A 25,104-nucleotide genomic window follows, 5' to 3' on the forward strand; every position below is an offset into this window, starting at 1 on the left:
ATGGAATCATTCTTCTCGTTGCTGCAGAAGAACGTTCTCGATACCCGACGGTGGCGTACTCGCGAGGAACTCCGGTTGGCGATCGTGTCCTGGATCGAGACGAAGTACCACCGCAAACGCCGCCAACACACCCTGGGCAAGCTCACCCCGGTCGAGTTTGAGACCATCTACACGACCGCAGCTGCGGCCTGAAAACAGTCAGCTCCGGTGTCAACCAAACTCTGGGCAGACCCGAACGCTCGCCGCGCGGGTGCGCGACCGGTTCGACTACATCAACAATCTGTGGCTGCCGGGGTCGGCGTCTCAGTCGGGCACGAGGCCGGACGTCGTCCAGGTGGACGCTTGTCACCTGGACTTTCCAGCGTCGTAGACTCCACACCGACTCCGAACCCTGGTCCTCAGCTTGGCATGCTCACCCTGCAGCGTCAGCACGGCGAAGGTCTGTTGATCACCGTCTACCGGCCATGTCCGCCTGTATAGCGGGGTGCGCCACGAAACGGCAGGCTGCTACGCCGTAGGTTTCGGAACCTCGGTCCACAGGGGCTGGTCGCGAAGGGTGGTGGCGGTGAGCACGCGGGCTTCCTCGAACTCGCCGGGGCGGCGCTCGTAGATCACGGTCATGTCGGGCAGGACGTGCCAGCGGTCGACGGCGTTGGGCTGGCCAGCGACGACGTAGGTGGTGGCGTTCGTCAGGTCGGGGGTGTCCATTCGCGTACCTCAGCGCCGGTACCGGGTCGGCTTCTCTTCGAGCCCCATCTCTTGGAGGAGTCGGAGAGCCGCGTCTCGTCCTGGGATCTCTTCCGCGCTGCCGCTGGATGCGCGGATCAGCTCGGCCAACGCCATGCCGGTTGTTCGTCGGCCTACCAGCTTGAACCAGCCGGCCATCTCCGCCGCATGGATTCCCTGGAAGGTGATCAGCGGCGAGCCGTCGAGGTCGCGGATCATGATCTCGTCACTAGTGTCGTCGAGACGCCAGAACGGCGTCCGCGAGCCGACGGCGTGCACCTCGTCGGCGTGCTTCCGCATCCGCTTCGCGACCTCGGCGCGCTTGAGCTGGCGCTCATACTTCGTGACCATGACGTGCTCCTTCGTGCCGGAGCCGGGCAGACACGTCCTCTATCCGCCCAACGTGCAGCCGAATGTAGAACATGTGTTCGACTTCGGCAACCTTGAGGTTGCGGCTGCCGGGCCGCCAGGTTGTGCAGTCGACCTTTGACCTGACGACCGGGACGACAAGCGGCGGATCGCAGGCGATGAGCGGTCGTTTATGCAGTTCAGAGCGGCGAAGCGTGCGTGTTGAGAGATGACGCAGAGTAGCCGGTTGCTCGTTGTCCAACGGCTAACGTGGGTCACGTCATGTCATGCCGTGTCACGTCATGTCATGCCAAGTCACGTCAGATCACGGTGCCCCCACGAACACTAAGGGGGCACCAAAAGCGCTATTTTTCACTGCTTTCGTGGCCACCTGCGTTTAGTTCCACGTGCGAACGGTAGGCGTACGTCGCGCGGTAACCACCGGTCGTCGACGGGGGCGCGTCGGGCTCCTCGACGGATGTTTATCCAGTCATAGGCTTGTGAGCGAAGCAGAAGGCTGAAGACGGGTGGGGCGGCCTCCTCTGGCAGGAGGAGGCCGCCCTTATCGGTTCGGCGCGTTAGCGCGTTGCGAACCGTTGTCGTCTTCGGCGGCAGTCGAGCGTCACAACCGACTGGCGACTCACCAGCCTGTACAGCACGTGTTCGCCAGTTGGACCATCCATAACCTTCACCGAAGGGCGACACCAATGACCATAAAGCGTGACACCCGTCGATCGCGAGGGTCGCACGGCGACCAGCCCTCGCAAGACGCTAGGCGGCAGATCGCGAAAGCCGGTCCTGTCAGAGGGGGGGACGATGAACGGCACGGGCTGTGGGTTCTAGCCGGCCGTGTCATGGCGACCCCCGGCGCGATGGTTCGCGCGCTCATCTTCATCGGGGTGCTGCTAGCGCTCATCCTCGTGGCCGCTGGCATCTTCCAGCTACGGGTCGACGTCGGTCCCATGCACGTCGGTCCTGCTGTGACCTCGCACGGAATGTGACACCCCGACCACCCAGGTCGGATTCCGTTAATGACTGCATAGTACCTCTAAGTGACTGCTCTACTCAGCAGGGTGAGAACGTGACACGCCATCTGGGGTCCCGCGCAGACCCCTACCCCTGTATGTACTCTCTGAGAACCGGCAGGCCCCGAACTCGGGGACTCCAGTGGCCCCGAGGGCATCCGCCTTGCCTCTAAGGCGAGCCCAGAGGGGGTGAAAAATGCCCGGGCAAAAGAAAGGGCAGCCAGGGGACGCAGTCCGCTGGCTTGGCCCAATCCTGAACCTCCTGGGCGGTGCAGTCCGATTGCTTGCGGAGTACCTGCACCTCACCCGCTAACCACCTGCCGGCACTAGGGAGACGTCTCTGCTGAGTTGCAGCTCAGCAGGGGCGTTCTCCGCGCCTGTACAGCGGTGTACAGCAGTGTAACCACATCACGCTACGTCTCGCTGCATCTGGGTGCGTCTCCGTGCGTCGTTATGCGTCTCGGGGAGGTAGCGGTACCCGGAGCATTTACGCTGGTCAACGCGTCACCTTCGTTGGATTTAGCTTGGATCGTGGTCCAAGTCATGCGTCTCGCTGCATCCCCAGATGCGTAACGGAGACATCCGAGGCGCTCAGCGGGCGCATAACCATCGGGTCCGGCCAGCCCTGAATACGGCCGCGGTGGTCAGGTGGGTTTGCGGACGAGGCCGGTGTAGGCGGCGATGGCGAGGGTGGCCAGGCCCCAGAGGAGGGCTTGGAGCACCCAGAGGGCGGCGGTGAAGGTTTGGCCCCAGCCGGTGGTGGTGTCGAGGTCGCAGTGGGTGCGGATGCCGGTGGTGCCGAGGGGGAGTCCGCGGTCGATGCCGAGGCCGATGAGTTCGACGGGGGAGCAGGGTGTGCCGGGGTTGTCGGGTTTGGCGCTGGTGGGTGGGACGCGTTCGGCGGCGTGGTGGCTGGGGTGGGTGGTGACGTGTCCGGCGAGCAGACTGAGTGCGGCGGCGAGGGTGAGGACGACGGCGAGGGCGGTGACGAGGCGGTTGGCGCGGTAGCCGTAGCGGCCGAGCCAACCCCACAGCGCATGTCGCCTGCGTGCGAGCCGGTTGCCCAGAGCCTCAGGGGTGCGGCGGCGAAGTTCGTTCTGCTGGGTGATCAGCACTTCGCGGGCGTTGTTGTCGTGGCCGGCGGCGCGCTCGGTCGCGGCGAGCTGCTGGAAGGGTTGGGGCCAGTATTTGGGGGTGTGGTGAACCAGCAGGTGCAGCCATTGACGCCACGAGATCTCCCGCAGCATGGGGTAGGTCAATCCCTGGGCTGTGATGGTGCGGCCGCTATCCGAGCAACCACGGCGGCTCATCCCTGCATGGCCGGCTGGGCACACCATCGTCGGCTGGAGCAGCAACGCCCCGGTGACCTGCGCCTCATGCATGCTCAGGAGCGGGCCTGAGCTGTTGTCCAGGCTGGACGCCAGCAGGGCTGCTTGGCCGCCGATGTGGGCGCCGACCAGCCGGATCGCGCTGTGTTCTCCGGTGCCGGTGATGGTGGCGTCGTCGATGTTCAGGCTGCTGTCGGTGCGGAGGCCGTCGGCGTTCACTGCGGGGCCGGTGGTGTTGGTGATAGTGGTTCTAACGACGTTGAGTTCGCCGCCGATGTGGGCGCCGACCAGCCGGATCGCGCCGTATTCTCCGGTGCCGGTAATGGTGGCTTCGTCCATGGACAGGCTGCCGTCGGTGCGGAGGTTGTCGGCGACCAGCGCGGGGCCGGTGGTGTTGGTGATAGTGGTTCTAACGACGTTGAGTTGGCCGCCGATGTGGGCGTCGCGTAGCTGGATCGCGCTGTGTTCTCCGGTGCCGGTGATGGTGGCGTCGTCGATGTTCAGGCTGCTGTCGGTGCGGAGGCCGTCGGCGACCAGCGCGGGGCCGGTGGTGTTGGTGATAGTAGTTCTAACGACGTTGAGTTGGCCGCCGATGTGGGCGTCGAGTAGCTGGATCGCGCCGTATTCTCCGGTGCCGGTGATGGTGGCGTCGTCCATGGACAGGCTGCTGTCGGTGCGGAGGTTGTCGGCGACCAGCGCGGGGCCGGTGGTGTTGGTGATAGTGGTTCTAACGAGGTTGAGTTGGCCGCCGATGTGGGCGTCGAGTAGCTGGATCGCGCCGTATTCTCCGGTGCCGGTGATGGTGGCGTCGTCCATGGACAGGCTGCTGTCGGTGCGGAGGCTGTCGGCGGCCAGATAGGCCAGCAAGCTGCGATTGAGACTAAGCCCGCTAAGGCGCGCAGATCGGCAAACGATGCCTTCCGGGAGCGCACACTGGTACAGGTTCAGGCCCGTAACCGCAGTGACTTGATCGAGGTCAAGCTCTCCGACGACCCGCACCCCCTCGATCCGGATCCCGAGGGGATCGAGGTCACCGTGTAGGCCGCGAAGCAGTTCACGGAGCAGGTCGGCTCTTACCTGCAGTTCGGGATCGTCGGTGACCGCCAGCTCCTCCACCGTCCTCGTGGTGGCGGGCATGGCGACTTGCCCACGGCGGGCGGTATTGACCACCTGTTGCTCAAGCTCGGTCAAGTCGGTCAGCACGGGTGAGGGCTGAGTCTCGTCCACACCTCCAGAGTCGACGACATGCTGCGGAATGTGACACTGCCACGGAGCTTGCCTGACACTTCAGGTCGGTGACACCTCTGGGGTGTCGAGGCTGTCACACCTGTCACTCTGTCACTCAACCTTGCCTGACCTGCGGGTTTGGGTGTGACAGGTGAGTGACACCCTCGGGGATAACACTTTTCCCACTCTATTTCTATGTCTCTGTAGTCACGGGAAAAGCGAAAAGCGGCTGAAACACCAGCGAGTGGCCACCAGCGCGTGTTTCAGCCGCTTGTGCCCCCGCGTGCCCCAGGCGTGCCCGTTGGGCGAGGGACGGGCGGGGAACCACGGGGAATCTCAGTTGGATCAAGGCTGTGATCAGGGGATACCGGTTCTGCTGGTCAGCCGCAAGACGGGTTCGCACCTTTGCAAGGCGGGGGTCAGGGGTTCGATTCCCCTCAGCTCCACAAGTTGTCAGTACCCGAACTCGTGCGTTGGCCAATCGAGGTTCGCCATTATCCAGCGGGCGACTTGCTGCGTTGTGGGTCGCAGAGGCACCGCGTGCATGCGTCAGTGAAGATGTGCAGGGCGCGACGGTCGTCGTTGTTGCGCCAGACGACGGCGAGTTCGCCGGGTGGCAGCCCGCCGACGGGGCGGTACGTGATGTCGTCGCGCCGGTAAAGCTCAGCGTTGCCGGCGGAAAGCAGCACTACGCCGAGCCCGGAGCCAACGGCTTCGATGGCCTCTTCGGCGGTTTCGGCCTCCGCAACGATTCGCGCCGGTCTCGTTCGATGGTCGGTTCCCAGCCAGAACTCGCGCAGTGTTCCCGCTGTTGGTGGGAGCGCGATGAATGGCTCATCGGCAAGTTCACCGAACGGGACAACCGCACGTGCGGCGAGACGGTGGCCGGAGGGCAGGGCTACCCAGCGGTCCTCGGTGGCGACGACCTTCCAGGAGAACTCGCCGTTGTCCGGGACTGGCAGCCAGGCGATGGCCACGTCGACCTCGCCGCCCGCGAGTCCGACCGTGGGGTCGCGCCACGGGACCTGGCGGAACAGCAGTTTCCATTCTGGCAGCAGAGTGGCCATCTTGGTGGTGACGCTGGGGATGAGACCGCGGCCGATCCTGGTGTGGAAACCGACCGTCAAGGTCGTTCGCTGCGCCGCGACCGCATCGGAGATCGCGCGCTGCGCAAGCGCCCACTGCTCGATGATCTGCCGGGCCCGCGGGAGCAGAGCCGCGCCGGCCGAGGTCAGCGCGACGGTGCGATGGTCCCGTTCGAAGAGCGTGGCTCGCAGCGAGGTCTCCAGCTGGCGGATCTGCTTGCTCAACGACGGCTGGGCGATGAACAGCCGGCCGGCTGCCCTGGTGAAGCTCAGCTCTTCCGCCACTGCAACGAAGTAACGCAGGTCTCGGACATGGACATCCATAGCCACAGGCTATAGCCGCATGTCTTGGACGGCTCCCACCGAGCTGTCGGACGATGAGGCGAGATCACCGACGGCAGGAGGGCACCGAGCATGGAACTGGGAGTGTCGGGGTTGAACGCCAAGGCCACGCTGGGTCCGACCGAGACAGTGCGGTTGGCCCGGCTGGCCGAGGAGCTCGGCTATACGTCGTGGTGGGCGGGCGAGCATGTGGTGCTGCCGAGCCCGCGAGTGGCGGAATCGCCGATGGAGCCGACCGACCCGATTCTCGATCCGCTGGTGCACTTGTCCTACGTCGCGGCGGTTACCCAGCGGCTGGAACTCGGGACCGGGATCGTGATCCTGCCGCAACGCAACCCGCTTGTCCTTGCCAAGCAAGTGGCGAGCCTGGACGTGCTCAGTGCCGGCCGCCTGCTGGTCGGCGTCGGTGCCGGCTACCTCGAACCCGAGATGCGTGCGGTCGGTGTCGCGATGTCCGACCGAGGCAGGCGCACCGACGAGTACCTCGATGCGATGACCGCCTTGTGGACCGAGTCGAATCCTACGTACCAGGGCCGGTTTGTCGCGTTCGGTGACGTCGACGCGCATCCGCGCCCGGCGCGGCCGGGTGGGCCGCGCATCGTGATCGGTGGTCACAGCCCCGCCGCGTTCCGTCGTGCGGTCGCCCGCGGTCATGGCTGGTTCGGCAACGGCACGCTCGACGACCTGCCTCGGCACCTCGCCGGGCTTCGACAGGCCGCAAGCGAGGCCGAGCGCCCGGAACGGCTAGGGCGACTGGAGATCAGCTACATGCCGCTCGATCCGGTAGCGGTAGAGCCCCGCGCGGCTGAGCGTTACGCCGCTCTCGGTGTGGACCGCCTCGTGGTCTATCCACTCCCGCTGGAGGACCCGTCGGACGTCGCCCGGTTCCTGGAACGCCACGCCACCCTGCCGCACTGACACGACTCGCGTTATCACGCTACGAAGGAAAGAATGCGCGCCTTGGTCCACGACCCTGCCGCCCCGGCCGGTCTCCGCCTCGCTGACACCGAGCCGCCCGTCGCGACGGATGCGCAGGCATTGGTCGACGTGCAGGCCGTTTCGCTCAACTTCGGTGAACTCGCTTACCTGGATCAGCAGCGCCGGCCTGGCGAGGTGCCCGGATGCGACGCGGCGGGGATCGTCGTCCGGCAGGCGGCGGACGGGTCGGGCCCGCCGGTCGGCACCCGGGTCGTGTCCTTCGATTTCCGGGGCGGGTGGGCCGAACTGCGCGCTGTCGACACCGCGGATCTCGCCGTCGTGCCCGAGTCCGTCGACTTCGGCGCCGCGAGCGCGCTCCCTGCGGCGGGCGTTACCGCACTCCAGGCGCTGCGTCGGCTGGGACCCGTGGATGATCGTCGTGTGCTCATCACTGGCGCTTCCGGCGGGGTGGGCCGGTTCGCCGTGCAACTCGCCGCGCTCGGCGGAGCGCACGTCATCGCATCGGTCGGCAGCCCGGCACGGGGTGAGGGGCTGGACGAACTCGGCGCAGCGGAGGTCGTCGTCGGCCTCGGCAGCGTCACCGAACCCGTTTTCGGCCTGCTCGACAATGTCGGAGGACGTCAACTGGCCGAAGGGTTCGCCCTCCTCGGCGATGGCGGTGTCGCGCTGAGCATCGGACAGGCATCCCGTGAGCCGACCACTATCGACTTCGAGCGAGAACGCGTGCGAGGCAGTGACAAGCGACTCGAACCGTTCATCGTCCGTCAGCCGTTCGGCCCGGACCTCACGCACCTCATCGACCTGCTCGCGGAGAGCCGGCTCGACCCGCAGATCGGCTGGCGAAGCTCATGGGACCGCGCATCGGAAGCAGCCGACGCACTCCTGAGACGCCGCGTCGCGGGTAAGGCCGTCCTCGACATCGGCTCAACCACGACGCAGGTGATGCACAGCCCGTAAAACTTCGAGTCGCGACTGGCCTGACTTCGATCTCGTGGCCTTCAACCAAGATCGAAGAGTTCTAATTGTGCCACGTCAGGCCTGCAACATAACTCCACCGGCAAGTGGACTGCCGTATCAGTGAATGGTGACTTTCCAGATACCCTGGGAGATGGATTCGGCTCCCGGCGTCGCACTCGGGTTCCACCACCCACTGACCCGCACCCGCGCGGGGGGGCGGGTCAGGTCCGTGTCAGGCCGGTGTCAGGTCACCCCTCGACAGTGGTTCTCATGACAGACCTGGCGATCACGGCCTCCGGACTGCGGAAGGCCTACCAAGGCAAAACCGTCCTCGACGGCGTCGACCTCGAAGTCGAAGCCGGCACCATCTTCTCCCTGCTCGGCCCCAACGGCGCCGGCAAGACCACGACCGTCAACGTCCTCACCACGCTGACCAAGGCCGACGGCGGCACCGTCCGCGTCGCCGGGCATGACGTTGCCACCGAAGCCAAGGCCGTGCGGGCGGCGATCGGGGTCACCGGGCAGTTCGCCGCCGTGGACGAACTTCTTACCGGGCAGGAAAACCTGCAGCTGATGGTCGACCTGAACCGGGCCGGCGGGGGCAAGAAGACCGTTGGCGAGCTGCTGGAGCGCTTCGAACTCACCGAGGCGGCGCACAAACCCGCGTCGACCTACTCCGGGGGCATGCGGCGGAAGCTCGACCTCGCCATGACGCTCGTCGGCCGTCCGCGGATCATTTTCCTCGACGAACCGACGACCGGCCTGGACCCGCGCAGCCGGCGGACGATGTGGGCCATCATCCGCGATCTCGTCGCCGATGGCGGCACCATCTTCCTCACCACGCAATACCTCGAAGAAGCCGATCAGCTCGCCGACCGCATCGCCGTGCTCGACCAGGGCCGCCTCGTCGCCCAGGGCACCGCCGGCGAACTGAAGCGCCGGATTCCCGGCACCCACGTCCAGCTCCGGTTCACCACCGCCACCGAGCTCGACGCGGCCGCGCGAATCCTCACCGACGCCACCCGGGACGACGAGGCCTTGGCCCTGCGCGTGCCCAGTGACGGCGGCACGAAATCGCTCCGTTCCCTTTTGGACAGACTCGACGAATACGCGCTCAGCGCCGAAGAGCTCTCCGTCCACACCCCCGATCTCGACGACGTCTTCCTCGCCCTGACGGGCCACGCCACGGAGGTTCCCGCGAAATGAACTCCCACTCGATCGTGATGCTGCGCCGCAACTTCAAGCACATCGCCCGGAACCCGATGTCGGTGTTCAACGCGATCCTGATGCCGGTCGTGGTCATGCTGATGTTCGTCTACATGTTCGGCGACGCGTTCAGCGTCGGCGTGAACTACGTCGACTACGCGACGCCGGGCCTGATGCTGCTGGCCGTCTGCTACGGGCTGGGAGCCACCGCGACCGCGGTGAACTCCGACATGACCAAGGGCATCATCAACCGCTTCAAGGTCATGGACGTCTCGCGCGGCGCGGTGCTGACCGGGCACGTCGTCGCCAGCGTGCTGACCAACCTGGTCGCCATCGCGGCTCTCCTCGGTGTCGCCTTCCTGCTGGGCTTCGCCCCGGCGGCGGGCTTTCTCGACTGGCTCGGCGCGCTCGGCGTCGTCGTGCTGCTCGGGTTCGCCACCGGCTGGCTGACGATCGCGCTGGGGCTGGCGGCGAAATCGCCGGAAACGGCCGGCCTGGCGTCGGTGCCGCTGGTCATGCTGCCGTTCTTCAGCAGTGCGATCGTGCCGGCGGACAAGATGGGCCCCGGCCTCAAGCAATTCGCCGAGTACCAGCCCTTCACGCCGATCATCGAAACCCTGCGCGGGCTGCTCAACGGGGCGCCGGCCACCGGCACGCTGATCGCCGCGCTGGCCTGGTGCACCGGGATCGCCGTCGTCGGCTACCTGTGGGCGTCGGCCACCTTCAAGAAGCGAGCGTGACCGCGGCCAGCTCCGGCCAGCTCGCCTCCGCCCCCGCCCGCGTCGCCTCGGTGAACCCCTCGTCACCGAGGCGACGTCGTGCGCTCTCCTCGATCCGGGGCAGATCCGGGTTCGACCGGTCCGGCAGGCCCCGGACGGCCGCGCTCGCACCGAGCAACCGCGCGGCCTGTTCGTCCTGCCCGGTGCGCAGCGCCAGGTCCGCGAGTCCGATGAGGACCTGCGCGATCATGAGCGGGTGCCCCCTCTCGGCCGCCGCGTCGAACGCCGCCTTGCGGTGGGCGCGGGCTTCGCCGACGTCCTCGGCGAGGTAACCGAGCAGGTCCCGGACCAGGGCCTGGACGTTCGCGCGATGGGCGTCTTCGCTCAGCATCGTCGTCGCGACTTCGAGCTGGCGGCGGGCCTGGACGGGGTCGCCGCTCCAGCGCGCGAGCTCCGCCTTGGCCAGCGCCAGCTCGGCCAGTGCGTTCGGCCAGGCGACGCGCTCCGCGGCCCGCTGGGCTCCGGCCAACGCGGCCGCGCTCGCCTTCTCGTCGCCCAGCAGCCAGTACAGCTGGGCCTGCCGCGACCGCATCCGGACGACGTCTTCGATGGCGCCGACCTCGGTCACGACCTCGACGGCCTGCTCGTAGTACTCGCACGCTTCGGCGAACTCGCCGCGCACGGCGATGCGGTCCGCCAGCTCGGTGAGGGCGAACGACGTGCCCCACCGCTCGCCGAGCGCGCGGAACTCGGCGACCGCCGCCTCGAGGAGCGCGTCCGCGGCCTGGTCGCCGTGCCCGAACTGGATGCGCATCTTGCCCAGCTGCAGCCGGGCCACCGCGCGCACCCACGGGTCCTCGTCGGCGAGCAGCGGTTCGAACGCCGACAGCGCCGCGTCCGGTCCGTGCAGGAGGCGTTCCAACGCACCCGCGAAGCGCAACGCCAGCCTCGGGTGCTCGACCCGCAGGCTGATTTCGTGCGCCTTGCGGATCCAGTCCTCCGCCCGGTACTCGTCGCTCTGCTGCCCGGCCGTCACGAACTGGACGACGAACGTGTAGACCAAGCCGCGGATCTCGTCCGGCACCTCGCCGGGCACGGCCGTGGCCGCCATGACCAGCTCGTTGCCTTCCGCCCGGTGCCCGGCGAGCCACCAGTACCAGCCGGCGCTCGCCGCGAGCCGCATCGCCTCGGCCGCTTCGCCCGCCGCGAGCGCTCCGCGCATCGCCGCGGTGATGTTGTCGTGCTCCGCTTCGAGCGTGGCGAGCCACGTCAGCTGCTCGGCGCGGCGCAGGTGCGGCTCCGCGGTCTCGACGAGCTCGGTGAAGTACGCCAGATGGGCCCGCCTGGCCACGTCCGTCTCGCCGGCCTCGGCGAGCCGCTGTTCGGCGTACTCCTTGATCGTGCCGAGCATGCGGTAGCGCTCGCCGACGACGACCACCAGCGACTTCTCGGTCAACGAGGTCAGCAGGTCGAGGACATCGGCCGAGTCGTCGCCGCAGACCCGCTCGGCCGCCTCCAGGCTCGCCCCGCCGGCGAACACCGAGAGCCGGCGCAGCACGACGCGCTCGGCGTCGGAGAGCAGCTCCCAGCTCCAGTCGATCACCGCGCGCAGGGTGCGGTGCCGTGGGAGCGCGGTCCGGCTGCCGCCGGTCAGCAGGCGGAACCGGTCGTCGAGCCGGTGCGCGAGCTGGTCGAGCGACATCGTGCGCAGGCGGGCCGCGGCGAGTTCGATGGCCAGCGGCATCCCGTCCAGCGCCCGGCAGACGCGGGCCAGGGTGCGGGCGTCCGCCGTGAGGTCCTTGCGCACCGCGCCGGCCCGGTCCCGCAGCAGCCGGACGGCCGGAGCGGCCTCGATCTCGGCCGGATCCGCGTTCTCCGGGGGTAGGACCAGGGGCGCGACCTGCCACAGCGCCTCCCCGGTGATGCCGAGCGGTTCCCGGCTGGTCGCGAGGATCCGCAGCCGGCGGCACTCCCCGAGCACCCGGTGCGCGAACGCCGCCGCGGACTCGATGACGTGCTCGCAGTTGTCGAGGATCAGCAGCATCGAACGCTCGCGCAGGGCGGCGACGACCCGGTCCGTCGGCTCCGCGTCCGGTGCCTCGCCGACGAGCGAGTCCCGCAGCTTGAGCGCGCCGAGCGTCGCCTGGGCCACGTCGTCGCCGGGGCCGGTCCCCGCCAGCTCGACCAGCCACGCACCGTCCGGGAAGTCGCCGAGCAGCGTGCGCGCGGTTTCCGTGGCCTGCCTGGTCTTTCCCGAACCGCCCGGCCCGATCAGGGTGGTGAGCCGGTGTTCGGCGATGAGCTCGCCGACCGCGGCGACGTCGGCGTCCTTGCCGACGAAGCTGGTCAGCTCGGCCCGCAGGTTCGTCTTCCGGGTTTCCTCCCGCCGTCCGAGCTCGCCGCGCAACAGCGCGACGTGCACCTCGGACAGCTCCGGCGACGGGTCGACGCCGAGGGAGTCGGCCAGGGTTTCCCGGGTGCGCTCGTAGACGAGCAGCGCCTCGGTGTCCCGGCCGGTCGCGACGAGTGCGCGCATCGACGCGGCGACGAGCCGTTCCCGCATCGGGTGCGCGGCGACCAGGTCGGTCAGCTCGGTGACCAGCTCCGCACCGCCGCCGAGCCGGACCTCCGCGTCGAACCGGTCCTCCAAGGCGGCCAGGCGCAACCCTTCGAGCCGGGTGACCGCGGCTTCGAACGCCCCGCTTTCCGGCAGTTCGACGTCCTGCATGGCCGAACCGCGCCAGAGCGCGAGGGCCTCGCGCAGCCGCCGCGGATCGTCGTCCTTGCGGGCCTGGCCGACGAGGCGTTCGAACCGCACGGCGTCGACGTCGTCGGGCGCCACCACCAGCCGGTAGCCGGTCGGCCGGCCGTCGACCGAGCCCTCCGGCAGTGCCTTCCGCAGCCGGGAAACCAGGCGTTGCAACGCGTTCGGTGCCTCGGCGGGCGGCTGTTCACCCCAGATCCAGTCGACGAGCGTCGCCTTCGGGACCACCTGGCCCGGCTCGAGCGCGAGGGCGACCAGCAGCCCCCGCAGGCGGGCGCCCGGCACATCGGCGAGCACGCCGTCGTCCGTGCGCACTTCGAAGGGCCCCAGGATCCCGATCTGCACGCGGCCGATCTTGCCACGAATGGCGGTGTCCGAGGCGTGTCAGGCCCGTGTCAGCCCGCTCGGCGATCGTCGTCGGCACACCCACGAAAGGAAAGCCGATGAGCCAGACGGCCGACGTCCCGCACGGACTCCCCATGGACCGCGACGCAGGACCCTTCGACCCGCCGAGCGCGCTCACCCGGCTGCGCGACGTCCGCCCGGTCAGCCCGCTGATCTTCCCCGACGGGCACGAGGGCTGGCTCGTGACCGGCTACGAAGAGGTCCGGCAGCTGATGGCGGACACCCGGTTCAGCTCCCGCCTGGACCTTGACGTGATCCACGTGCCGTACGAGACGGGCATGCCCGGTGGCACCGAGCCGTCGCCGCCGATGCCGGGCATGTTCATCGCGATGGACCCGCCGGACCACGGCCGGCTGCGCCGCAAGCTCACCGGCGCGTTCACCGTCAAGCGGATGAAGCAGCTGGAGGAGCACATCGCCGACGTCGTCGAGCGGCAGCTGGACCACCTCGCGCGGCTCGCCCCGCCGGTCGACCTGGTCAAGGATTTCGCGCTCCCGGTGCCCTCGCTGGTGATCTGCGAGCTGCTCGGCGTGCCCTACGCGGACCGGGACACCTTCCAGGCCAACTCGGCGCAGTTCATGGTCCGGGAGCAGACTCTCGAAGAGAAGATGGGCGCGTACATCGCGCTGAACACGTACCTGACCGAACTGGTCACGAGCAAGCGCGCCGAGCCCGGCGAGGACATCCTGTCCGACCTGGCCCGCCACGACGACCTGACCATCGAAGAGCTGACCGGCGCGGCGTTCCTGCTGCTCCTCGCGGGCCACGAGACGACGGCCAACATGCTGTCCTTGGGCACGTTCGCCCTGCTGGAGCACCCCGAGCAGGTCGCCGAGCTCCGCGCCGACGCGGAACTGCTGCCCGGCGCGGTGGAGGAACTGCTGCGCTACCTGTCCGTGGCCGACATCTTCTTCCGCTACGCCACGGAGGACCTCGAGCTCGGCGGCGAAACGATCACCAAGGGCTCGACGGTCGTGGTCTCGCTGCTGGCCGCCAACCACGACCCCCGGCGCTTCGAAAAACCCGGACACGCTGGACATCCACCGCAACGCCCGCGGCCTGCTGTCCTTCGGCCACGGCATCCACCAGTGCCTCGGCCAGCAACTGGCCCGCATCGAGATGCGCGCCGGGTTCGAGGGGCTGCTGCGCCGCTTCCCGACCCTGGCGCTCGCGGTGCCGGCCGGGGACGTGAAGCTGCGCACGGACATGAACATCTACGGCGTCCACGAGCTGCCGGTCACGTGGGCGTAGCTTGGTTTCGTGGGATGGCCGATCAAGCGCGTCGACCTCGGTGAGGTCGGTTACCACCAAGCTCTCGCCGAGATGAGCACTTGGGTGGAGGAGCGCCGGCAGGGCCTGGCCGAGGACCGGCTCTTCCTGCTGAGCCACCCGCCGATCGTCACCTACGGGCCGCGTACCCGGCCCGAGGACCCGTCGACATCGTGCGGTGGCTGGAAAACGGCCTGGTGGACGCCCTCGGGAGCCTCGGCTTCCCGGCCGTCCGGCGGGATACGCCGAAGGGCGCGTCCAGCCTCGCCGGCGTCTGGACGCCGGACCACCGCAAGGTCGCCTCGATCGGGATGCGGATCCGCCGGGGCGTCACCAGCCACGGCTTCGCGCTCAACGTCGATCCGGACATGGCGGCCTTCCACCGCTTCACCGCGTGCGGCCTCGCCGACGTCACCATGGTGTCCCTCGCCGAGCTCGCCGTCGAACAACGGCGAGAGACACCGTCCGATGCCGAAGTGCGGGACGCGGTCTTCGGCGCCCTCACCGCAGGAAGCTGATCACCGCGTCCCGCCCCGCGTGGCCGCGCTCGCGGTTCTGGATCGAATGCGACTCGCCGGGCACGATCACCAGCTCGCCACGCGGGGCCTGGGCCGCTTCCTCGCGCGCCCACTCCAACGGCGTCGACAGGTCGCGGTCGCCGTTGAGCAGCAGCACCGGGACGTCGGGCAACGAGCCGGCCGGGTTCGAGGCCGGGTGTTCCGCCGGCCACGGCAGGCAGCTCTGGATGAACCCCTGCTGCGTCGCCACGCCGGTCGTGTACGGCCAGGTCGCCGACTCCGGGAGCGCGTGGGAGGCCAGCGACAGCAGCGGACGGCGGAGCGCGAGCGGTGTCGCCGCGGAGCCCCACGGGAACCGGCCGTCCGCGCACAGCGTGGCCGCGTGGAGGCCGGCGCTGAACGCCGCCGGGTCGTCGCCGCCGGACCGGTACGCCTCCAGGAGGCCGTCCAAGCGGGCCGGGGTGCCGCCGCGGGCTTCGTGCAGCGCGCCGATGATGTCGCCCGCCGAGGGGTTGCGGTACGTCGGGTCGGCGAACTCGTACGACACGATCGTGTCGAAGATCCGCACGCCATCAGCCGTGCCGCGGTGGCGGATCACCCACGCCAGGTCCTCGGCCGGGTCGTAGCCGCAGGCCGGGGCCACCGCGCACGCCGCGCGCAGCACGCGGGCCTCGGCCGTCAAGCCCGTCAGGTACAGCGAAGCCGACGCCGTCGCGTGGTGCGGCAGCACCGAATCGAGGATGACCTTGCTGACGCGATCCGGGTGTGCGATCGCGTACCGCGCCGCCGTGAAGGAGCCGTACGAAACGCCGTCGACGACCAGCTTCGGCACGCCCAGTGCCTGCCGGAGCTGGTCGAAGTCCGCCACGCTCTGGTCGGTCGAATACAGGGGCGCCGTGTCACCGAGGATGCGCGCGCACTCCTGCACCGCGCCGACCGACGGCGTCGCGATGTCCGAGCTGCCCACCTCCGCCTGCAGGCCGGGACACCGCAACGCGCCCGACGGCCCGGTGCCGCGCTGGTCGAGCATGACGATCCGGTAGTCCTTCGCGACTTCCGGCAGCCGCTGCTTGGCGATCCTCGTGATGGTGCCGACGCCGCCCTGGCCGGGGCCGCCGGTGAGGAACAGCAGGACGCCCTTGGGCGCGTCCGCGTTGTCCGCGGTCGCCACGGGCAGGTCGAGCGTGCCCGGCACGCGGCCGGTGCGGTCGAGCGGGACGGTCAGGATCGAGCACGTGAAGCCCGGCTGTCCCGGGCACGGGTGCGGATCCGCCAGCTTCGGTCGTCCCCCAGGACGCGCGTCGGCCGCGGCCACACCCCCGAGTGCGGCGGTCAGCGCCAGGACCAGCCCGGCGGTCAGCATCTTCGAGCGCATGCGTGCATCATGCGCACACCCGCGCGGAACCCGCATACCCCCGAAAGGGCGGCCGGTCACGGCCAGAGGCGCTCGCGGACCCAGCCGCCGCCGGACTTCCGGTACCGCAGGCGCACGTGCCGCCGGTCGTGACTGGCCTGCCAGAACTCGACTTCGTCCGGGTCCACCAGGTATCGCGTCCAGGTTTCGGGGGCCACCCCCGGGTTCTCCTCGACCCAGCGGTGCGCCTCCGCGGCTGCCACGTCGAGCTCCGCCGGATCGGGCAGCACCTGCGACTGGTGGCCGATGAACGCCTCGACGCGGGACGCCGGCGGCCGGGCGAGGAAGTCCGCCGCGGACACCTCGGGCGTGGCGGGGGAGACCGGGCCGCGCAGCCGGACCTGGCGGCCGCGACCGGGCCAGAAGAACGTCAACGCCGCGCGCGGGTCCTTGCTCAGCTGCCGGCCCTTCGGGCTTTCCGAGCTGGTCGCGACGGCCCAGCCGCCGGACCCGACGTCCTTGAGGATCACCACGCGTGCGTCGGGTGCGCCATCGGCATCCACGGTGGACAGGGTGACCGCGTGCGGCGCCAGCACGTGCTCGCCGGCTTCGGACAGCCACTCGAGGAACAGCGCCTGCGGGTCCGGCGGCGCCGTTTCCGGCGTGAACCCGGGGAGGTCTTCGGGGAACGACGGCCAGCCGCGCAACTGCACCATGTCAATAACCGTACGGACCCTGGTGGGGTGCATGCCCGGGCGGTGGGTAGACCGGCGGCTGCGGGCCGGCCGGGCCGGCGTACGGCGGGGGCGGCACCTGCGGCGCCGGGGCGGGCATCGGGTGCTGCGGTTGCTGTTGCGCCTGCTGCCACTGGACCTGCTGGTAGACCTCGGCGGGCTGCGGGAAGCAGTACGTCAGCTTGGCGTTGACCGAACCCTGGACCGCGGCGCCCCAGAACTTGCCGCCGACGAACGCGTACAGCTGGCCGGCCGAGAGGTCCACCGCGACCATCCGCGTCTCGCCGCCGAACTGGTTGCCCGACTTCGCCGACGCGGCCTGCGCGGCGTCCGGGTACACACGGCCGCCGACGAGCCCGGCGATCACGACGGATGCCGCCGTCCAGCCCATGGTGCCGGTCAGGTTCGCGCGGGCGTGCTGGGTGGCGCGGCCGGTGAAGTCGTAGAGCGCGGCCGCGGTGACCTCGGGAACGGCGGCCGCGACCACGCAGTAGTTCATCGTCGAGAGCATGACCGACTCGGTGAACAGCCCGACGACGGCCGTGGCTGGTCCGATCTGCACGGTGTTCAGCCGGCCGCCGGCCCGCTGGATGCGCTCGGCCATCGCGCCGAGGTACTGCTCGGGGGTGAGCACGGGGTCATCGTCGCACGTCCGGTGGTCACGCCGTCGTCAGCCAGCAGTTTTCACACATGCCTCGTGGTTGACTGTGCGCGCTATGCGACGACTCGTACTTCTCGCGCCCGCCGTGGCCTTGCTGGCCGGCTGCAGCGCCACCATCGTGACCGGCACCGCGGTCCCCGGCCCGACCGCGTCCGCATCCACCGCCGCGGGCGCCGGCCTGCCGCCGGACCCGCAACCGGGTGCGACGGAGGACTGCCCGTACCTCGGCAGCGAATTCGTGGCCGAGTCGAACGGCCAGCACGTGTCCAAGGTGCGCGTGTCCGCCGACCAGCCACACCCTGCGTGCTTCTTCTACCGCCCGGACGGGAAGGTCCAGCTCACCGTCCGGGTGTACGTCGGGGACGAAAAGACGGCGACGGCGCTGGTCAACAAGGCGGCGCCGCTCGACTCGTCCAACCCGGCGAGCGACCCTTCCGGCTGGAAGGGAGGGTATTTGTCGACCGACGACGGCGCCGTCTACGCGGTCGCGAAGGGGGCCGTGGCGGTCATCGCGGCCACGAACCAGAAGCAGAGCGTCAAGGCACGCACAGTGGTCAAGAAGGCTATCGCTGCCCTGAAGCTCTAGGTAGTGACCTCCACACGGGTGAGTGATGTTGATCTTGTATTACGCTGTGCGTCACGCGCAGGCTTCGTGGACTCGCGCACCGCAGCCATCGGGGATCCCCACCCCGGGGCGGGGCACCAACTCTGCAACGACAAAGGACAAGATTCGTGGCTGACACCCTCAAGGAAATCCTGCTCGACTCCGGCCGTCGCCCGGCTGTCGTCTCCGACTTCGAGACCCTCGTCGACGCCGAGGTCTCGGACAAGGGCGGCGTTTCGGGTGCCGTCGTGAAGACCGGCTTCGCCGCGGTCAAGAAGATCAAGCCGGGCATCATCCCCTCGGCCGTCGACACGCTGCTGCCGGACTTCGCTTCCGCGCTCGAGCCGTTCTACGGCGACTACCGCGCCCAGGGCGGCAATGACTTCGGCGCCTACCTGACCAGCCGCTCGGACGAGGCCTCCGACGCGCTGCTGAACGTCACCGACACGCGCGCGGAGAAGAGCGGCCGCGACAGCATCAAGAAGGTTTACAGCAAGCTGCGCCCGAACGGTAAGAAGAACGTCGAAGAGGCGCTGCCGCGGCTCGGCCAGCTGATCGACAAGCACGCCGCTGCCGTCTGATCGGTTCCCAAGCACGACTGAAGAGGCCCCCGGCTGCACCCCCGGGGGCCTCTTCGCGTCTTGTTCAGTTCTTCTTTTCGGCGGGCGCCGCGGACGGCGCCTTGCCGTTCGCCTGCGCGCTCGGCTTCGCCGGTTCGGCGGGCTTCGGCGCGGGCGGGGTGGCCTTCGGCGGCGCGGGCGCGACCGGCGGCTCCTGCTTCGAGCGGAGGGCGTAGGCGGCGCCTGCGCCGACCACGACCAGGCCCAGCAGCCACGGCCACTTGCGACGGCTGCGGGTGCCCTTGGCAGCCGACTTGGCCTCGGACACAGCGGCGTAGAAGTCCTTCTTCGCCGCCTTGAAGTCCTTCTTGCCGCGGCGCTTCGAGTCGCCGGCCGCCTTCGCGGCCTTGATGGCGGCCTTCTTCGCCTTGCGACCCGGCTTGCGCAGCTCGGACAGGCGCGCGAGCGCCTCCTGGCGAGCGGCCTTCGAGCTCTTCTTGAGCTCCTTGCGGGTCAGTTCCGTCTTCTTCGCGAGCTTCTTCTGCGCGCGCCGCCCCTGCTTGACACCCTCGGTGACGAGTTTGTCGGCGGTCTCGACGGCCTGGGCTGTCGCCCGGGACATGGGCTTCACCTCATCATTCGTTTTGACACTGCTCTGTTACCCGTAACCTATCGTGCCCCTTTTCTGCGCCGCCCGCCGCAGATGGCACGATGAAGTACGTGAAAGCTACGCTGCACACCAACCAGGGCGACATCCACCTGAACCTGCTCCCGGACCACGCGCCGAAGACGGTCGCGAACTTCGTCGGGCTCGCGGAGGGCACCAAGGAGTACACCCAGCCGAACGCTGCTGGTACGGACTCCGGCCCCTTCTACGACGGGTCGATCTTCCACCGGGTCATCGACGGCTTCATGCTGCAGGGCGGCGACCCGACCGGCACCGGCCGCGGCGGCCCCGGCTACAAGTTCGGCGACGAGTTCCACCCGGAGCTGCAGTTCAGCAAGCCGTACCTGCTGGCCATGGCCAACGCCGGGCCCGGCACGAACGGCTCGCAGTTCTTCATCACCGTGGCGCCGACCACCCACCTGAACTTCCGGCACACGATCTTCGGCGAGGTGGCCGACCAGGAGTCGCGCAACGTCGTCGACGCCATCGCTCGTACCTCGACGGGGCCGGCGGACCGCCCGCTGACCGACGTCGTCATCGAGAAGGTTTCGATCGAGCACTGACGGCCTCTGCGCGTGGGTTTCGGTAGGTTGGTGCCATCGTGAACCAACCGCCGAACCCCGCCGTCGAACAAGCCGCGCTGCCCGGGTGCTGGTGGCACCCGAACCGCCCGACCGGACTGAGCTGTTCCCGGTGCGGGCGTCCGGCGTGCCCGGATTGCCTCCGCGAAGCCCCCGTCGGCTTCCAGTGCACCGACTGCGTGCACGCCGGCGGCCAGGAGCAGCGCCGTCAGCACCGCGGGTACCAGGAAGCCGGCCTCGGCCAGCGCACCGTCTTCGGCGCGCGGCTCTCGCAGTCGGTGCTCGTCACCCAGGTCATCCTCGCGGTGAACGTCCTGGTCTTCCTCTTCACGGTCTTCCAGGCCCAGAGCCTCACCGCCAACGACCAGTCGTCGTTCTTCCAGCACGGCGCCCTCTACGGCAACGCGACCATGGGCGACAGTGAGTGGTGGCGGGTCCTGACCAACGGGTTCCTGCACTACGGGCCGATCCACCTCGCGGTCAACATGTTCTCGCTGTGGATGATGGGCCGTGCCCTGGAGCAGGTCTGCGGGCGAGGCCGCTTCCTCGCGCTCTACTTCGTCTCCATGCTCGGCGCTTCCACGGCGGTGCTGCTGTTCAGCGACCCCATCGGCGTTCCGGGCACGGCGGGCGCGTCCGGGGCGCTGTTCGGCCTGATGGGCGCGTACGGCGTCACGGTGCTGAAGCTGCGCTTGAACCCCACCGGCCTGATCATCACGCTGGCGCTGAACGCCTTCATCACCTTCGGCATCCAGGGCATCTCGATCTTCGGGCACATCGGCGGCCTGGTGACCGGCGCGCTGGTCACCGTCGCGCTGCTCTACGCGCCGCAGGTCAAGCAGGCGCAGTGGCAGGCCATCGGCATCGGGATCATCGTCGTCGCGCTCCTCGGCCTGATGGTCTACCGCGGCGTGCAGGCCGATCCCACGACGAACTGCGCGTTCCTCCGGTACCCGGAGGGGCTCTACTACACCTGCCGCTGACCGCGCAGCGCGCTGAGGACGTCCAGGACGTCCCGCGGGTCCTCGCCGAGGTCGAGCCACCCGAAGACGTACAGCTGCTCGTCGTGCTCGATTTCGAGCGTGACGCCGTCGCGGCCCATCCGCCGCGTCGTGCGGAGCCGGGTGCGCGTCTGCGCCCACGGCAGCCGGTGCGTGCCGCCCAGCGTCCGGGCCACCAGGCCCTCGGCGTCGGCGGCCAGGCGGGGCCGCACCAAGGTGGCGTGCGCGGCGAACGCGCCGACGGCGGCGGCCGCCAGGGCGAACAGCACCAGGCCGCCGCGGTCGCCGGTCAGCGCGTCGGTCACCACGCCGGTCAGTAGCAGCGCGGTGACCGCCCATGCCGATACCACAACGGCCTGCCGGGGTGCCCAGGAGGTGGGGTAGTTATCCACAGGGGTTATCCACACTGGGGATGAGTCACAACGCTGTAATTCGACGTCAAGCCGCCGATCGGAGTAACAATCAACGCCAGCGCATGGTCATGAGCAGACCCGCGATCATCAGCGCGAACCCACCGGCGAAGTTCCAGTTGCCCAGGTCGGCCATCCAGGAGATCTTGTCCCCGGCGATGTAATTGACCAGGAGCCAGATCAGGCCCAGGAGCATCAACCCGAACATGGGGATCTTCCAGGCGAGGCCGGTGGGGCCGGCCGCCCGCACCTTCACCGGCGTGCGCCGGTCGGCAGGCGGGGTGTAAGCGGTCTTCTTGCGGACCTTGGACTTGGGCATCGTGTGTTCCTCGCGGTGCTCTTCGGGCTCGTCTGGTGGCGATGTCCCGCTGAGGGTGCGCAACCGGCGCCACGTGCACACGTTAACGTAAACGACCGCAGGAAAGCAGCGGCCAGGAGTGGTCGGATTTCCCGGACCGTGACAACGGGGTCACCCAGGGTTCGACGCGGCTTGAGAGGAGCTTGCGTGGCTACGCGCGAAGGACCGGATGACGACCGGCGCAGACACCCCGGACAGCCGCCCATGCCGCAGCGCCGTCCCGTCACACCCCCGCGCGGCCAAGTGCCGCCCCCACCGCCCCAGCGCGGCCCTCAGGGCCAGCCGCCGCGGCGTCCGCAGGGGCCGCCGGCCCGCCGCTACGCGAGCCCGCCCCCGCCGCCCGGCGCGGCCGAGGAGACCGTCGTCTTCGCCCCGGTCGGGAAGGGGGGCGCCGCGACCAAGGAGAAGCCCGCCGCGGCCCCGCTCGGCAAGGGTGGCGTCGCGATCCGGACGGCCGGCGAAGTCCTCATCACGCTGGGCCTGGTCGTGCTGCTGTTCATGGTCTACGAGCTCTACGTGACCGACCTGTTCTCGGCGGGCAAGCAGTCCGAGGCGAGCGACCAGCTCGACGGCGAGTGGGCGCACGACCGCACGCTGCACCCCGAGCTGATCGACGGCAAGGCGTTCGCCCGCATCCACATCCCGACCTTCGGCGTCGACTACAACTTCACCATCCAGGAAGGCACCGACGACGCCGCCCTCGAAGTCGGCCCCGGCCACTACAAGGGCACGGCGCTGCCCGGCGAGCCCGGCAACTTCGCCGTCGCCGGCCACCGCGTCGGCAAGGGCGCCCCGTTCAACGACCTGGACAACCTCTCCTCCTGTGACCAGATCGTGATCGAAACCTCCACCGACTTCTACATCTACAAGGTCCTGCCCTACGACGACGAGATGACGGACTGGGCCACCGGCAAGGGCGCCGACCCCAAGTGCAAGGGCGTTTCCACCCTGCGCGACCAGAACGCCGAGGAGGGTGGCGCGTACAGCGAGACCTTCGGCCGCAAGGTCGTGCTGCCCAGCCAGGGCACCGCGGTGAACCCGGTCCCGTACAAGGGCGCCGACGTGCTCCCGAAGGCCCAGCAGGCCGCGCTGCTCACGCTCACCACCTGCCACCCCCAGTTCTCCGCCAAGGAGCGGCTCATCATCACGTCGGTGCTGACCCAGCAGGTGCCGAAGGACCAGGTCAAGAACTACGGCGACCTGCTTTCGAAGATCGGGGAGGCCTGATGTACGCCTGGATCTGGCAGAAGCTCCCCGGCCCGTTCGCGGCGAAGCTGACGATCGCGGTCGTGCTGGTGCTCGGCGTGATCGCGCTGCTGATGTTCGTGGTGTTCCCGTGGCTGGAGCCGCGGCTGTGGTTCAACGAGGTCGCGGTCAACTGAGCCGGAACCCGCCGGGCGTGCGATCCGTTGCCCCTCTCGGGAGAGGGGGCGCCGTGAAGACGCGCCAGAAGGACCGGTCCAACCGGCCGCCGGAAGACCCGTGGAACGAGGTCGGGCCGCTGCTGTGGATGGGCGGGCACGTCCGCGCGGGCGCGGAGCCGGTCGTCGTGCGGCGCGAGTTCGACCTCGTGCTGAGCCTCTACGAGCGCGAAGGTCACGGACCGCCGCCGGACATCGAACACCACTTCGCCGAGATGCCGGACGGGCCGCTGACCGCGGCGCAGCTCGCCGACGTCGAGCGGTTCGCCGGGCTGGCGGCCGAGGCGGTCCGCGCGGGCCGGCGGACGCTCGTGCGCTGCCACGCCGGGCTCAACCGGTCCGGCCTCGTCGTCGCGCAGACGCTCGTCGAACTCGGGCTCGGCGTGCCGGCCGCGATCGAGCGGGTCCGGCAGCGGCGCTCACCGTGGGCGTTGAGCAACGAACTCTTCGTCCAGTACCTCGAGACCGGGCTGCCGACCGCGCGCCTGCTCGCCGGGCTGGACGCTTGAGGTTCGGCGTCTTCCTGGTCAGCGGCCGCTTCCCCGGCCAGGCGGACGGCGACGTCCTCCGCCGGTCGGTCCGCGCGGCCGAGCTGGCCGAAGAAGCCGGCTTCGACGACGTCTGGTTCGCCGAGCACCACTTCATGCCCTACGGCGTCTGCCCGTCCGCGATCACCCTTGCCGCGCACGTGCTCGGGCGGACGTCGCGGATCGGCGTCGGCACCGCGGTGAGCGTTCTGTCGACGACGCACCCCGTCGCGCTGGCCGAGCAGTGGGCGATGCTCGACGCCGTTTCCGGGGGACGGCTGCGGCTCGGCGTCGGGCGCGGAGGTCCGTGGCAGGACCTGGAGGTCTTCGGCACCGGGCTGGACCGCTTCGAGACCGGCTTCGAGGAGTCCCTCGACGTCTTCCTGCGCGCCACCACCGGCCGCGTCGGAGCCCGGGGGAGGCACTTCGCCTTCCGGGAGGTGCCCGTGGTTCCCCTGCCGGAACGGCGGCCGGACGTCGTGGTGGCGTGCGGCGGGCCGGAGTCGGCTGCGGTCCGGCAGGCCGCGGAACGGGACCTGCCGTTGCTGCTCGGCCTGCACGCGGACGACGAGGAGAAAGCCGCCACGGTCGCGGCCTACGGGAAGCCCGCGAACCACGTCTCGACCGTGCTCTGCCAGGTGGGCGATGCCGAAGTCGTCCGGAAAGCCCTGCCCGGGTGGCTGGCGGACGGGCTCGGTGCGCACGTCACGGTCGACGGACGGCCCGGCCCCGGCCGCGATCCGCGGGCGTACACCGAACGGCTCTGCGCCATTCACCCGATCGGGGAGGCCGGCCACTGCGTCCGGACGCTGGAAACGAGCCTCCGGCGCACCGGCGTCTCCCACGTGCTGATGCTCGTGGAAGCGTCGGGTACGCCGGAGGGCACGTTCGCGAACATCGCGCGGATCGGCACCGAGGTGCTGCCCGCGCTGCGGGCTAGCAGTCCCGCAGTTCCGGGCTCTGGTTGAGCAGCTGGCCGCGCGGCGAGACGAACGCGCGGTAGCGGTCACCGTCCAATTCGGACTTCTTGAACACGGCGACCCGGTGGCAGTTCTGGAAGGCCAGCTTGACGCCGAAGTGGCGCTCGAGACCGCCGCGGATCGCGTCCGAGGCGAGGGCCCGCAGCAGCTGTCCGCGGGCGGCCTCGCTCGGCGGTGGCGTCTCGTTGTCGGCGAAACCGTCCGCCGTGCCTTCGGCGTCGGCGATGACGCCGGTGATGACCTCCCAGGCGTACGGCAGGGATTCCTTGACGCAGGTGACGAACTCGGCGTCGGTGACCTCGCCGCGCTCGGCCTTCTCCAGCAACGCGGGTGACACGTCCAGGGACATCGAACCTCCAGTTTGAGCAGGGCCACTGTCCTGGCTACC

General features: G+C 69.3%; 26 protein-coding genes and 1 pseudogene. 15 read left to right on the forward strand and 12 right to left on the reverse strand.

Features of this window, described 5'->3' with window-relative positions:
- The coding region (locus ACLJQF_RS44370) for an IS3 family transposase (protein WP_410616338.1) at nt 1–192 on the forward strand (192 nt) is incomplete at its 5' end.
- A gap of 315 nt (nt 193–507) precedes the next feature.
- On the opposite strand, the gene ACLJQF_RS44375 is transcribed toward ACLJQF_RS44370, so the two are convergent.
- The 4 genes from ACLJQF_RS44375 to ACLJQF_RS44390 form a co-directional block, all read right to left on the reverse strand.
- A complete protein-coding gene (locus tag ACLJQF_RS44375) occupies nt 508–708 on the reverse strand; it encodes a hypothetical protein (protein WP_410616339.1) in 201 nt (66 codons plus the stop codon).
- 9 nt (nt 709–717) lie between these two features.
- Nucleotides 718–1,077, reverse strand: a complete 360-nt coding sequence (locus ACLJQF_RS44380) for a hypothetical protein (protein WP_410616340.1) — start codon at nt 1,075–1,077, stop codon at nt 718–720.
- 1,666 nt (nt 1,078–2,743) lie between these two features.
- On the reverse strand, nt 2,744–4,654 hold the full coding sequence (locus tag ACLJQF_RS44385) for a hypothetical protein (RefSeq protein ID WP_410616341.1): 1,911 nt from the start codon (nt 4,652–4,654) through the stop codon (nt 2,744–2,746).
- A gap of 494 nt (nt 4,655–5,148) precedes the next feature.
- Nucleotides 5,149–6,063 (reverse strand): LysR family transcriptional regulator, encoded by a 915-nt coding sequence (locus ACLJQF_RS44390; protein ID WP_410616342.1) that lies wholly within the window; start codon nt 6,061–6,063, stop codon nt 5,149–5,151.
- 90 nt (nt 6,064–6,153) lie between these two features.
- Between ACLJQF_RS44390 and ACLJQF_RS44395 the strand changes: the two genes are divergently transcribed.
- The 4 genes from ACLJQF_RS44395 to ACLJQF_RS44410 all read left to right on the forward strand — a co-directional run bounded on the left by ACLJQF_RS44395 (nt 6,154) and on the right by ACLJQF_RS44410 (nt 9,923).
- A complete protein-coding gene (locus ACLJQF_RS44395) occupies nt 6,154–6,999 on the forward strand; it encodes an LLM class F420-dependent oxidoreductase (RefSeq protein ID WP_410616343.1) in 846 nt (281 codons plus the stop codon).
- A gap of 33 nt (nt 7,000–7,032) precedes the next feature.
- A complete protein-coding gene (locus tag ACLJQF_RS44400) occupies nt 7,033–7,977 on the forward strand; it encodes a zinc-binding dehydrogenase (protein ID WP_410616344.1) in 945 nt (314 codons plus the stop codon).
- Nucleotides 7,978–8,247: 270 nt separating this feature from the next.
- A complete protein-coding gene (locus ACLJQF_RS44405; protein WP_410616345.1) occupies nt 8,248–9,183 on the forward strand; it encodes an ATP-binding cassette domain-containing protein in 936 nt (311 codons plus the stop codon).
- Nucleotides 9,180–9,923 (forward strand): ABC transporter permease, encoded by a 744-nt coding sequence (locus ACLJQF_RS44410; protein WP_410616346.1) that lies wholly within the window; start codon nt 9,180–9,182, stop codon nt 9,921–9,923. The genes ACLJQF_RS44405 and ACLJQF_RS44410 overlap by 4 nt, the downstream gene beginning before the upstream one ends.
- Here the strand turns inward: ACLJQF_RS44410 and ACLJQF_RS44415 are convergent.
- Complete coding sequence (locus ACLJQF_RS44415) at nt 9,907–13,011, reverse strand: BTAD domain-containing putative transcriptional regulator (protein ID WP_410616347.1); 3,105 nt, start codon at nt 13,009–13,011, stop codon at nt 9,907–9,909. The two genes, ACLJQF_RS44410 and ACLJQF_RS44415, sit on opposite strands and share 17 nt — an antisense overlap.
- A gap of 98 nt (nt 13,012–13,109) precedes the next feature.
- Here ACLJQF_RS44415 and ACLJQF_RS44420 point away from each other — a divergent pair.
- Nucleotides 13,110–14,322, forward strand: a pseudogene (locus ACLJQF_RS44420) (cytochrome P450).
- A gap of 191 nt (nt 14,323–14,513) precedes the next feature.
- Entirely contained in the window at nt 14,514–14,858 is a 345-nt protein-coding gene (locus ACLJQF_RS44425; protein WP_410616348.1) for a lipoyl protein ligase domain-containing protein, read from the forward strand.
- Here the strand turns inward: ACLJQF_RS44425 and ACLJQF_RS44430 are convergent.
- Genes ACLJQF_RS44430 through ACLJQF_RS44440 form a run of 3 tightly spaced genes read right to left on the reverse strand, consistent with a single transcriptional unit; the run spans nt 14,842 to nt 17,580 of the window.
- Complete coding sequence (locus tag ACLJQF_RS44430) at nt 14,842–16,233, reverse strand: alpha/beta fold hydrolase (protein ID WP_410616349.1); 1,392 nt, start codon at nt 16,231–16,233, stop codon at nt 14,842–14,844. The genes ACLJQF_RS44425 and ACLJQF_RS44430 overlap by 17 nt on opposite strands.
- 56 nt (nt 16,234–16,289) lie before the next feature.
- A complete protein-coding gene (locus tag ACLJQF_RS44435; RefSeq protein WP_410616350.1) occupies nt 16,290–16,928 on the reverse strand; it encodes a pyridoxal 5'-phosphate synthase in 639 nt (212 codons plus the stop codon).
- 1 nt (nt 16,929) lies between these two features.
- A complete protein-coding gene (locus tag ACLJQF_RS44440; protein WP_410616351.1) occupies nt 16,930–17,580 on the reverse strand; it encodes a hypothetical protein in 651 nt (216 codons plus the stop codon).
- An 82-nt stretch (nt 17,581–17,662) separates the two neighbouring features.
- On the opposite strand from ACLJQF_RS44440, the gene ACLJQF_RS44445 reads away from it, so the two are divergent.
- The gene (locus tag ACLJQF_RS44445) at nt 17,663–18,193 is read left to right on the forward strand and encodes a DUF2020 domain-containing protein (protein ID WP_410616352.1); all 531 of its coding nucleotides are present in this window, start codon (nt 17,663–17,665) and stop codon (nt 18,191–18,193) included.
- Nucleotides 18,194–18,339: 146 nt separating this feature from the next.
- Nucleotides 18,340–18,792, forward strand: coding sequence for a DUF6918 family protein (locus ACLJQF_RS44450; protein ID WP_410616353.1), 453 nt, complete (start codon nt 18,340–18,342; stop codon nt 18,790–18,792).
- A 64-nt stretch (nt 18,793–18,856) separates the two neighbouring features.
- Here ACLJQF_RS44450 and ACLJQF_RS44455 read toward each other — a convergent pair whose 3' ends face one another.
- Nucleotides 18,857–19,393: a hypothetical protein gene (locus tag ACLJQF_RS44455; protein ID WP_410616354.1), complete on the reverse strand. Its 537-nt coding sequence runs from the start codon at nt 19,391–19,393 to the stop codon at nt 18,857–18,859.
- Nucleotides 19,394–19,482: 89 nt separating this feature from the next.
- Between ACLJQF_RS44455 and ACLJQF_RS44460 the strand changes: the two genes are divergently transcribed.
- Together ACLJQF_RS44460 and ACLJQF_RS44465 are read left to right on the forward strand one after the other, a co-directional pair.
- A complete protein-coding gene (locus tag ACLJQF_RS44460; protein WP_410616355.1) occupies nt 19,483–20,001 on the forward strand; it encodes a peptidylprolyl isomerase in 519 nt (172 codons plus the stop codon).
- A 38-nt stretch (nt 20,002–20,039) separates the two neighbouring features.
- Nucleotides 20,040–21,002 carry a rhomboid family intramembrane serine protease gene (locus tag ACLJQF_RS44465; protein WP_410616356.1) on the forward strand — a complete coding sequence of 321 codons (963 nt, stop codon included), beginning with the start codon at nt 20,040–20,042 and terminating at the stop codon, nt 21,000–21,002.
- Here ACLJQF_RS44465 and ACLJQF_RS44470 read toward each other — a convergent pair.
- Together ACLJQF_RS44470 and crgA are read right to left on the reverse strand one after the other, a co-directional pair.
- A complete protein-coding gene (locus ACLJQF_RS44470) occupies nt 20,987–21,370 on the reverse strand; it encodes a PH domain-containing protein (protein WP_410616357.1) in 384 nt (127 codons plus the stop codon). The two genes, ACLJQF_RS44465 and ACLJQF_RS44470, sit on opposite strands and share 16 nt — an antisense overlap.
- 112 nt (nt 21,371–21,482) lie before the next feature.
- On the reverse strand, nt 21,483–21,749 hold the full coding sequence (gene crgA, locus ACLJQF_RS44475; RefSeq protein WP_348952508.1) for a cell division protein CrgA: 267 nt from the start codon (nt 21,747–21,749) through the stop codon (nt 21,483–21,485).
- Between the two features lie 243 nt (nt 21,750–21,992).
- On the opposite strand from crgA, the gene ACLJQF_RS44480 reads away from it, so the two are divergent.
- From ACLJQF_RS44480 to ACLJQF_RS44495, 4 genes are read left to right on the forward strand one after another with little or no spacing between them, the layout of a single operon-like run.
- On the forward strand, nt 21,993–23,015 hold the full coding sequence (locus ACLJQF_RS44480) for a class E sortase (RefSeq protein ID WP_410616416.1): 1,023 nt from the start codon (nt 21,993–21,995) through the stop codon (nt 23,013–23,015).
- The gene (locus tag ACLJQF_RS44485; protein WP_410616358.1) at nt 23,015–23,170 is read left to right on the forward strand and encodes a hypothetical protein; all 156 of its coding nucleotides are present in this window, start codon (nt 23,015–23,017) and stop codon (nt 23,168–23,170) included. Before ACLJQF_RS44480 ends, ACLJQF_RS44485 begins: the two co-directional genes overlap by 1 nt.
- Nucleotides 23,171–23,223: 53 nt before the next feature.
- Nucleotides 23,224–23,718 carry a protein phosphatase gene (locus tag ACLJQF_RS44490; RefSeq protein ID WP_410616359.1) on the forward strand — a complete coding sequence of 165 codons (495 nt, stop codon included), beginning with the start codon at nt 23,224–23,226 and terminating at the stop codon, nt 23,716–23,718.
- Nucleotides 23,715–24,704: an LLM class flavin-dependent oxidoreductase gene (locus ACLJQF_RS44495; RefSeq protein WP_410616360.1), complete on the forward strand. Its 990-nt coding sequence runs from the start codon at nt 23,715–23,717 to the stop codon at nt 24,702–24,704. The genes ACLJQF_RS44490 and ACLJQF_RS44495 overlap by 4 nt, the downstream gene beginning before the upstream one ends.
- Here ACLJQF_RS44495 and ACLJQF_RS44500 read toward each other — a convergent pair.
- On the reverse strand, nt 24,673–25,065 hold the full coding sequence (locus ACLJQF_RS44500; RefSeq protein ID WP_410616361.1) for an SCO5389 family protein: 393 nt from the start codon (nt 25,063–25,065) through the stop codon (nt 24,673–24,675). The genes ACLJQF_RS44495 and ACLJQF_RS44500 overlap by 32 nt on opposite strands.
- Between the last annotated feature and the right edge of the window lie 39 nt (nt 25,066–25,104).

This window comes from Amycolatopsis sp. lyj-109 (assembly GCF_046548995.1).
Classification (GTDB): domain Bacteria; phylum Actinomycetota; class Actinomycetes; order Mycobacteriales; family Pseudonocardiaceae; genus Amycolatopsis.

Excerpts from the sequence above, each read along its gene's own strand:
- ACLJQF_RS44375 (WP_410616339.1), bottom strand. The coding sequence starts at position 708 with ATGGACACCCCCGACCTGACGAACGCCACCACCTACGTCGTCGCTGGC.
- ACLJQF_RS44380 (WP_410616340.1), bottom strand. The coding sequence starts at position 1,077 with ATGGTCACGAAGTATGAGCGCCAGCTCAAGCGCGCCGAGGTCGCGAAG.
- ACLJQF_RS44390 (WP_410616342.1), bottom strand. The coding sequence starts at position 6,063 with ATGGATGTCCATGTCCGAGACCTGCGTTACTTCGTTGCAGTGGCGGAA.
- ACLJQF_RS44395 (WP_410616343.1), top strand. The coding sequence starts at position 6,154 with ATGGAACTGGGAGTGTCGGGGTTGAACGCCAAGGCCACGCTGGGTCCG.
- ACLJQF_RS44400 (WP_410616344.1), top strand. The coding sequence starts at position 7,033 with ATGCGCGCCTTGGTCCACGACCCTGCCGCCCCGGCCGGTCTCCGCCTC.
- ACLJQF_RS44405 (WP_410616345.1), top strand. The coding sequence starts at position 8,248 with ATGACAGACCTGGCGATCACGGCCTCCGGACTGCGGAAGGCCTACCAA.
- ACLJQF_RS44410 (WP_410616346.1), top strand. The coding sequence starts at position 9,180 with ATGAACTCCCACTCGATCGTGATGCTGCGCCGCAACTTCAAGCACATC.
- ACLJQF_RS44430 (WP_410616349.1), bottom strand. The coding sequence starts at position 16,233 with ATGCGCTCGAAGATGCTGACCGCCGGGCTGGTCCTGGCGCTGACCGCC.
- ACLJQF_RS44435 (WP_410616350.1), bottom strand. The coding sequence starts at position 16,928 with ATGGTGCAGTTGCGCGGCTGGCCGTCGTTCCCCGAAGACCTCCCCGGG.
- ACLJQF_RS44445 (WP_410616352.1), top strand. The coding sequence starts at position 17,663 with ATGCGACGACTCGTACTTCTCGCGCCCGCCGTGGCCTTGCTGGCCGGC.
- ACLJQF_RS44455 (WP_410616354.1), bottom strand. The coding sequence starts at position 19,393 with ATGTCCCGGGCGACAGCCCAGGCCGTCGAGACCGCCGACAAACTCGTC.
- ACLJQF_RS44460 (WP_410616355.1), top strand. The coding sequence starts at position 19,483 with ATGAAGTACGTGAAAGCTACGCTGCACACCAACCAGGGCGACATCCAC.
- crgA (WP_348952508.1), bottom strand. The coding sequence starts at position 21,749 with ATGCCCAAGTCCAAGGTCCGCAAGAAGACCGCTTACACCCCGCCTGCC.
- ACLJQF_RS44480 (WP_410616416.1), top strand. The coding sequence starts at position 21,993 with ATGCCGCAGCGCCGTCCCGTCACACCCCCGCGCGGCCAAGTGCCGCCC.
- ACLJQF_RS44485 (WP_410616358.1), top strand. The coding sequence starts at position 23,015 with ATGTACGCCTGGATCTGGCAGAAGCTCCCCGGCCCGTTCGCGGCGAAG.
- ACLJQF_RS44500 (WP_410616361.1), bottom strand. The coding sequence starts at position 25,065 with ATGTCCCTGGACGTGTCACCCGCGTTGCTGGAGAAGGCCGAGCGCGGC.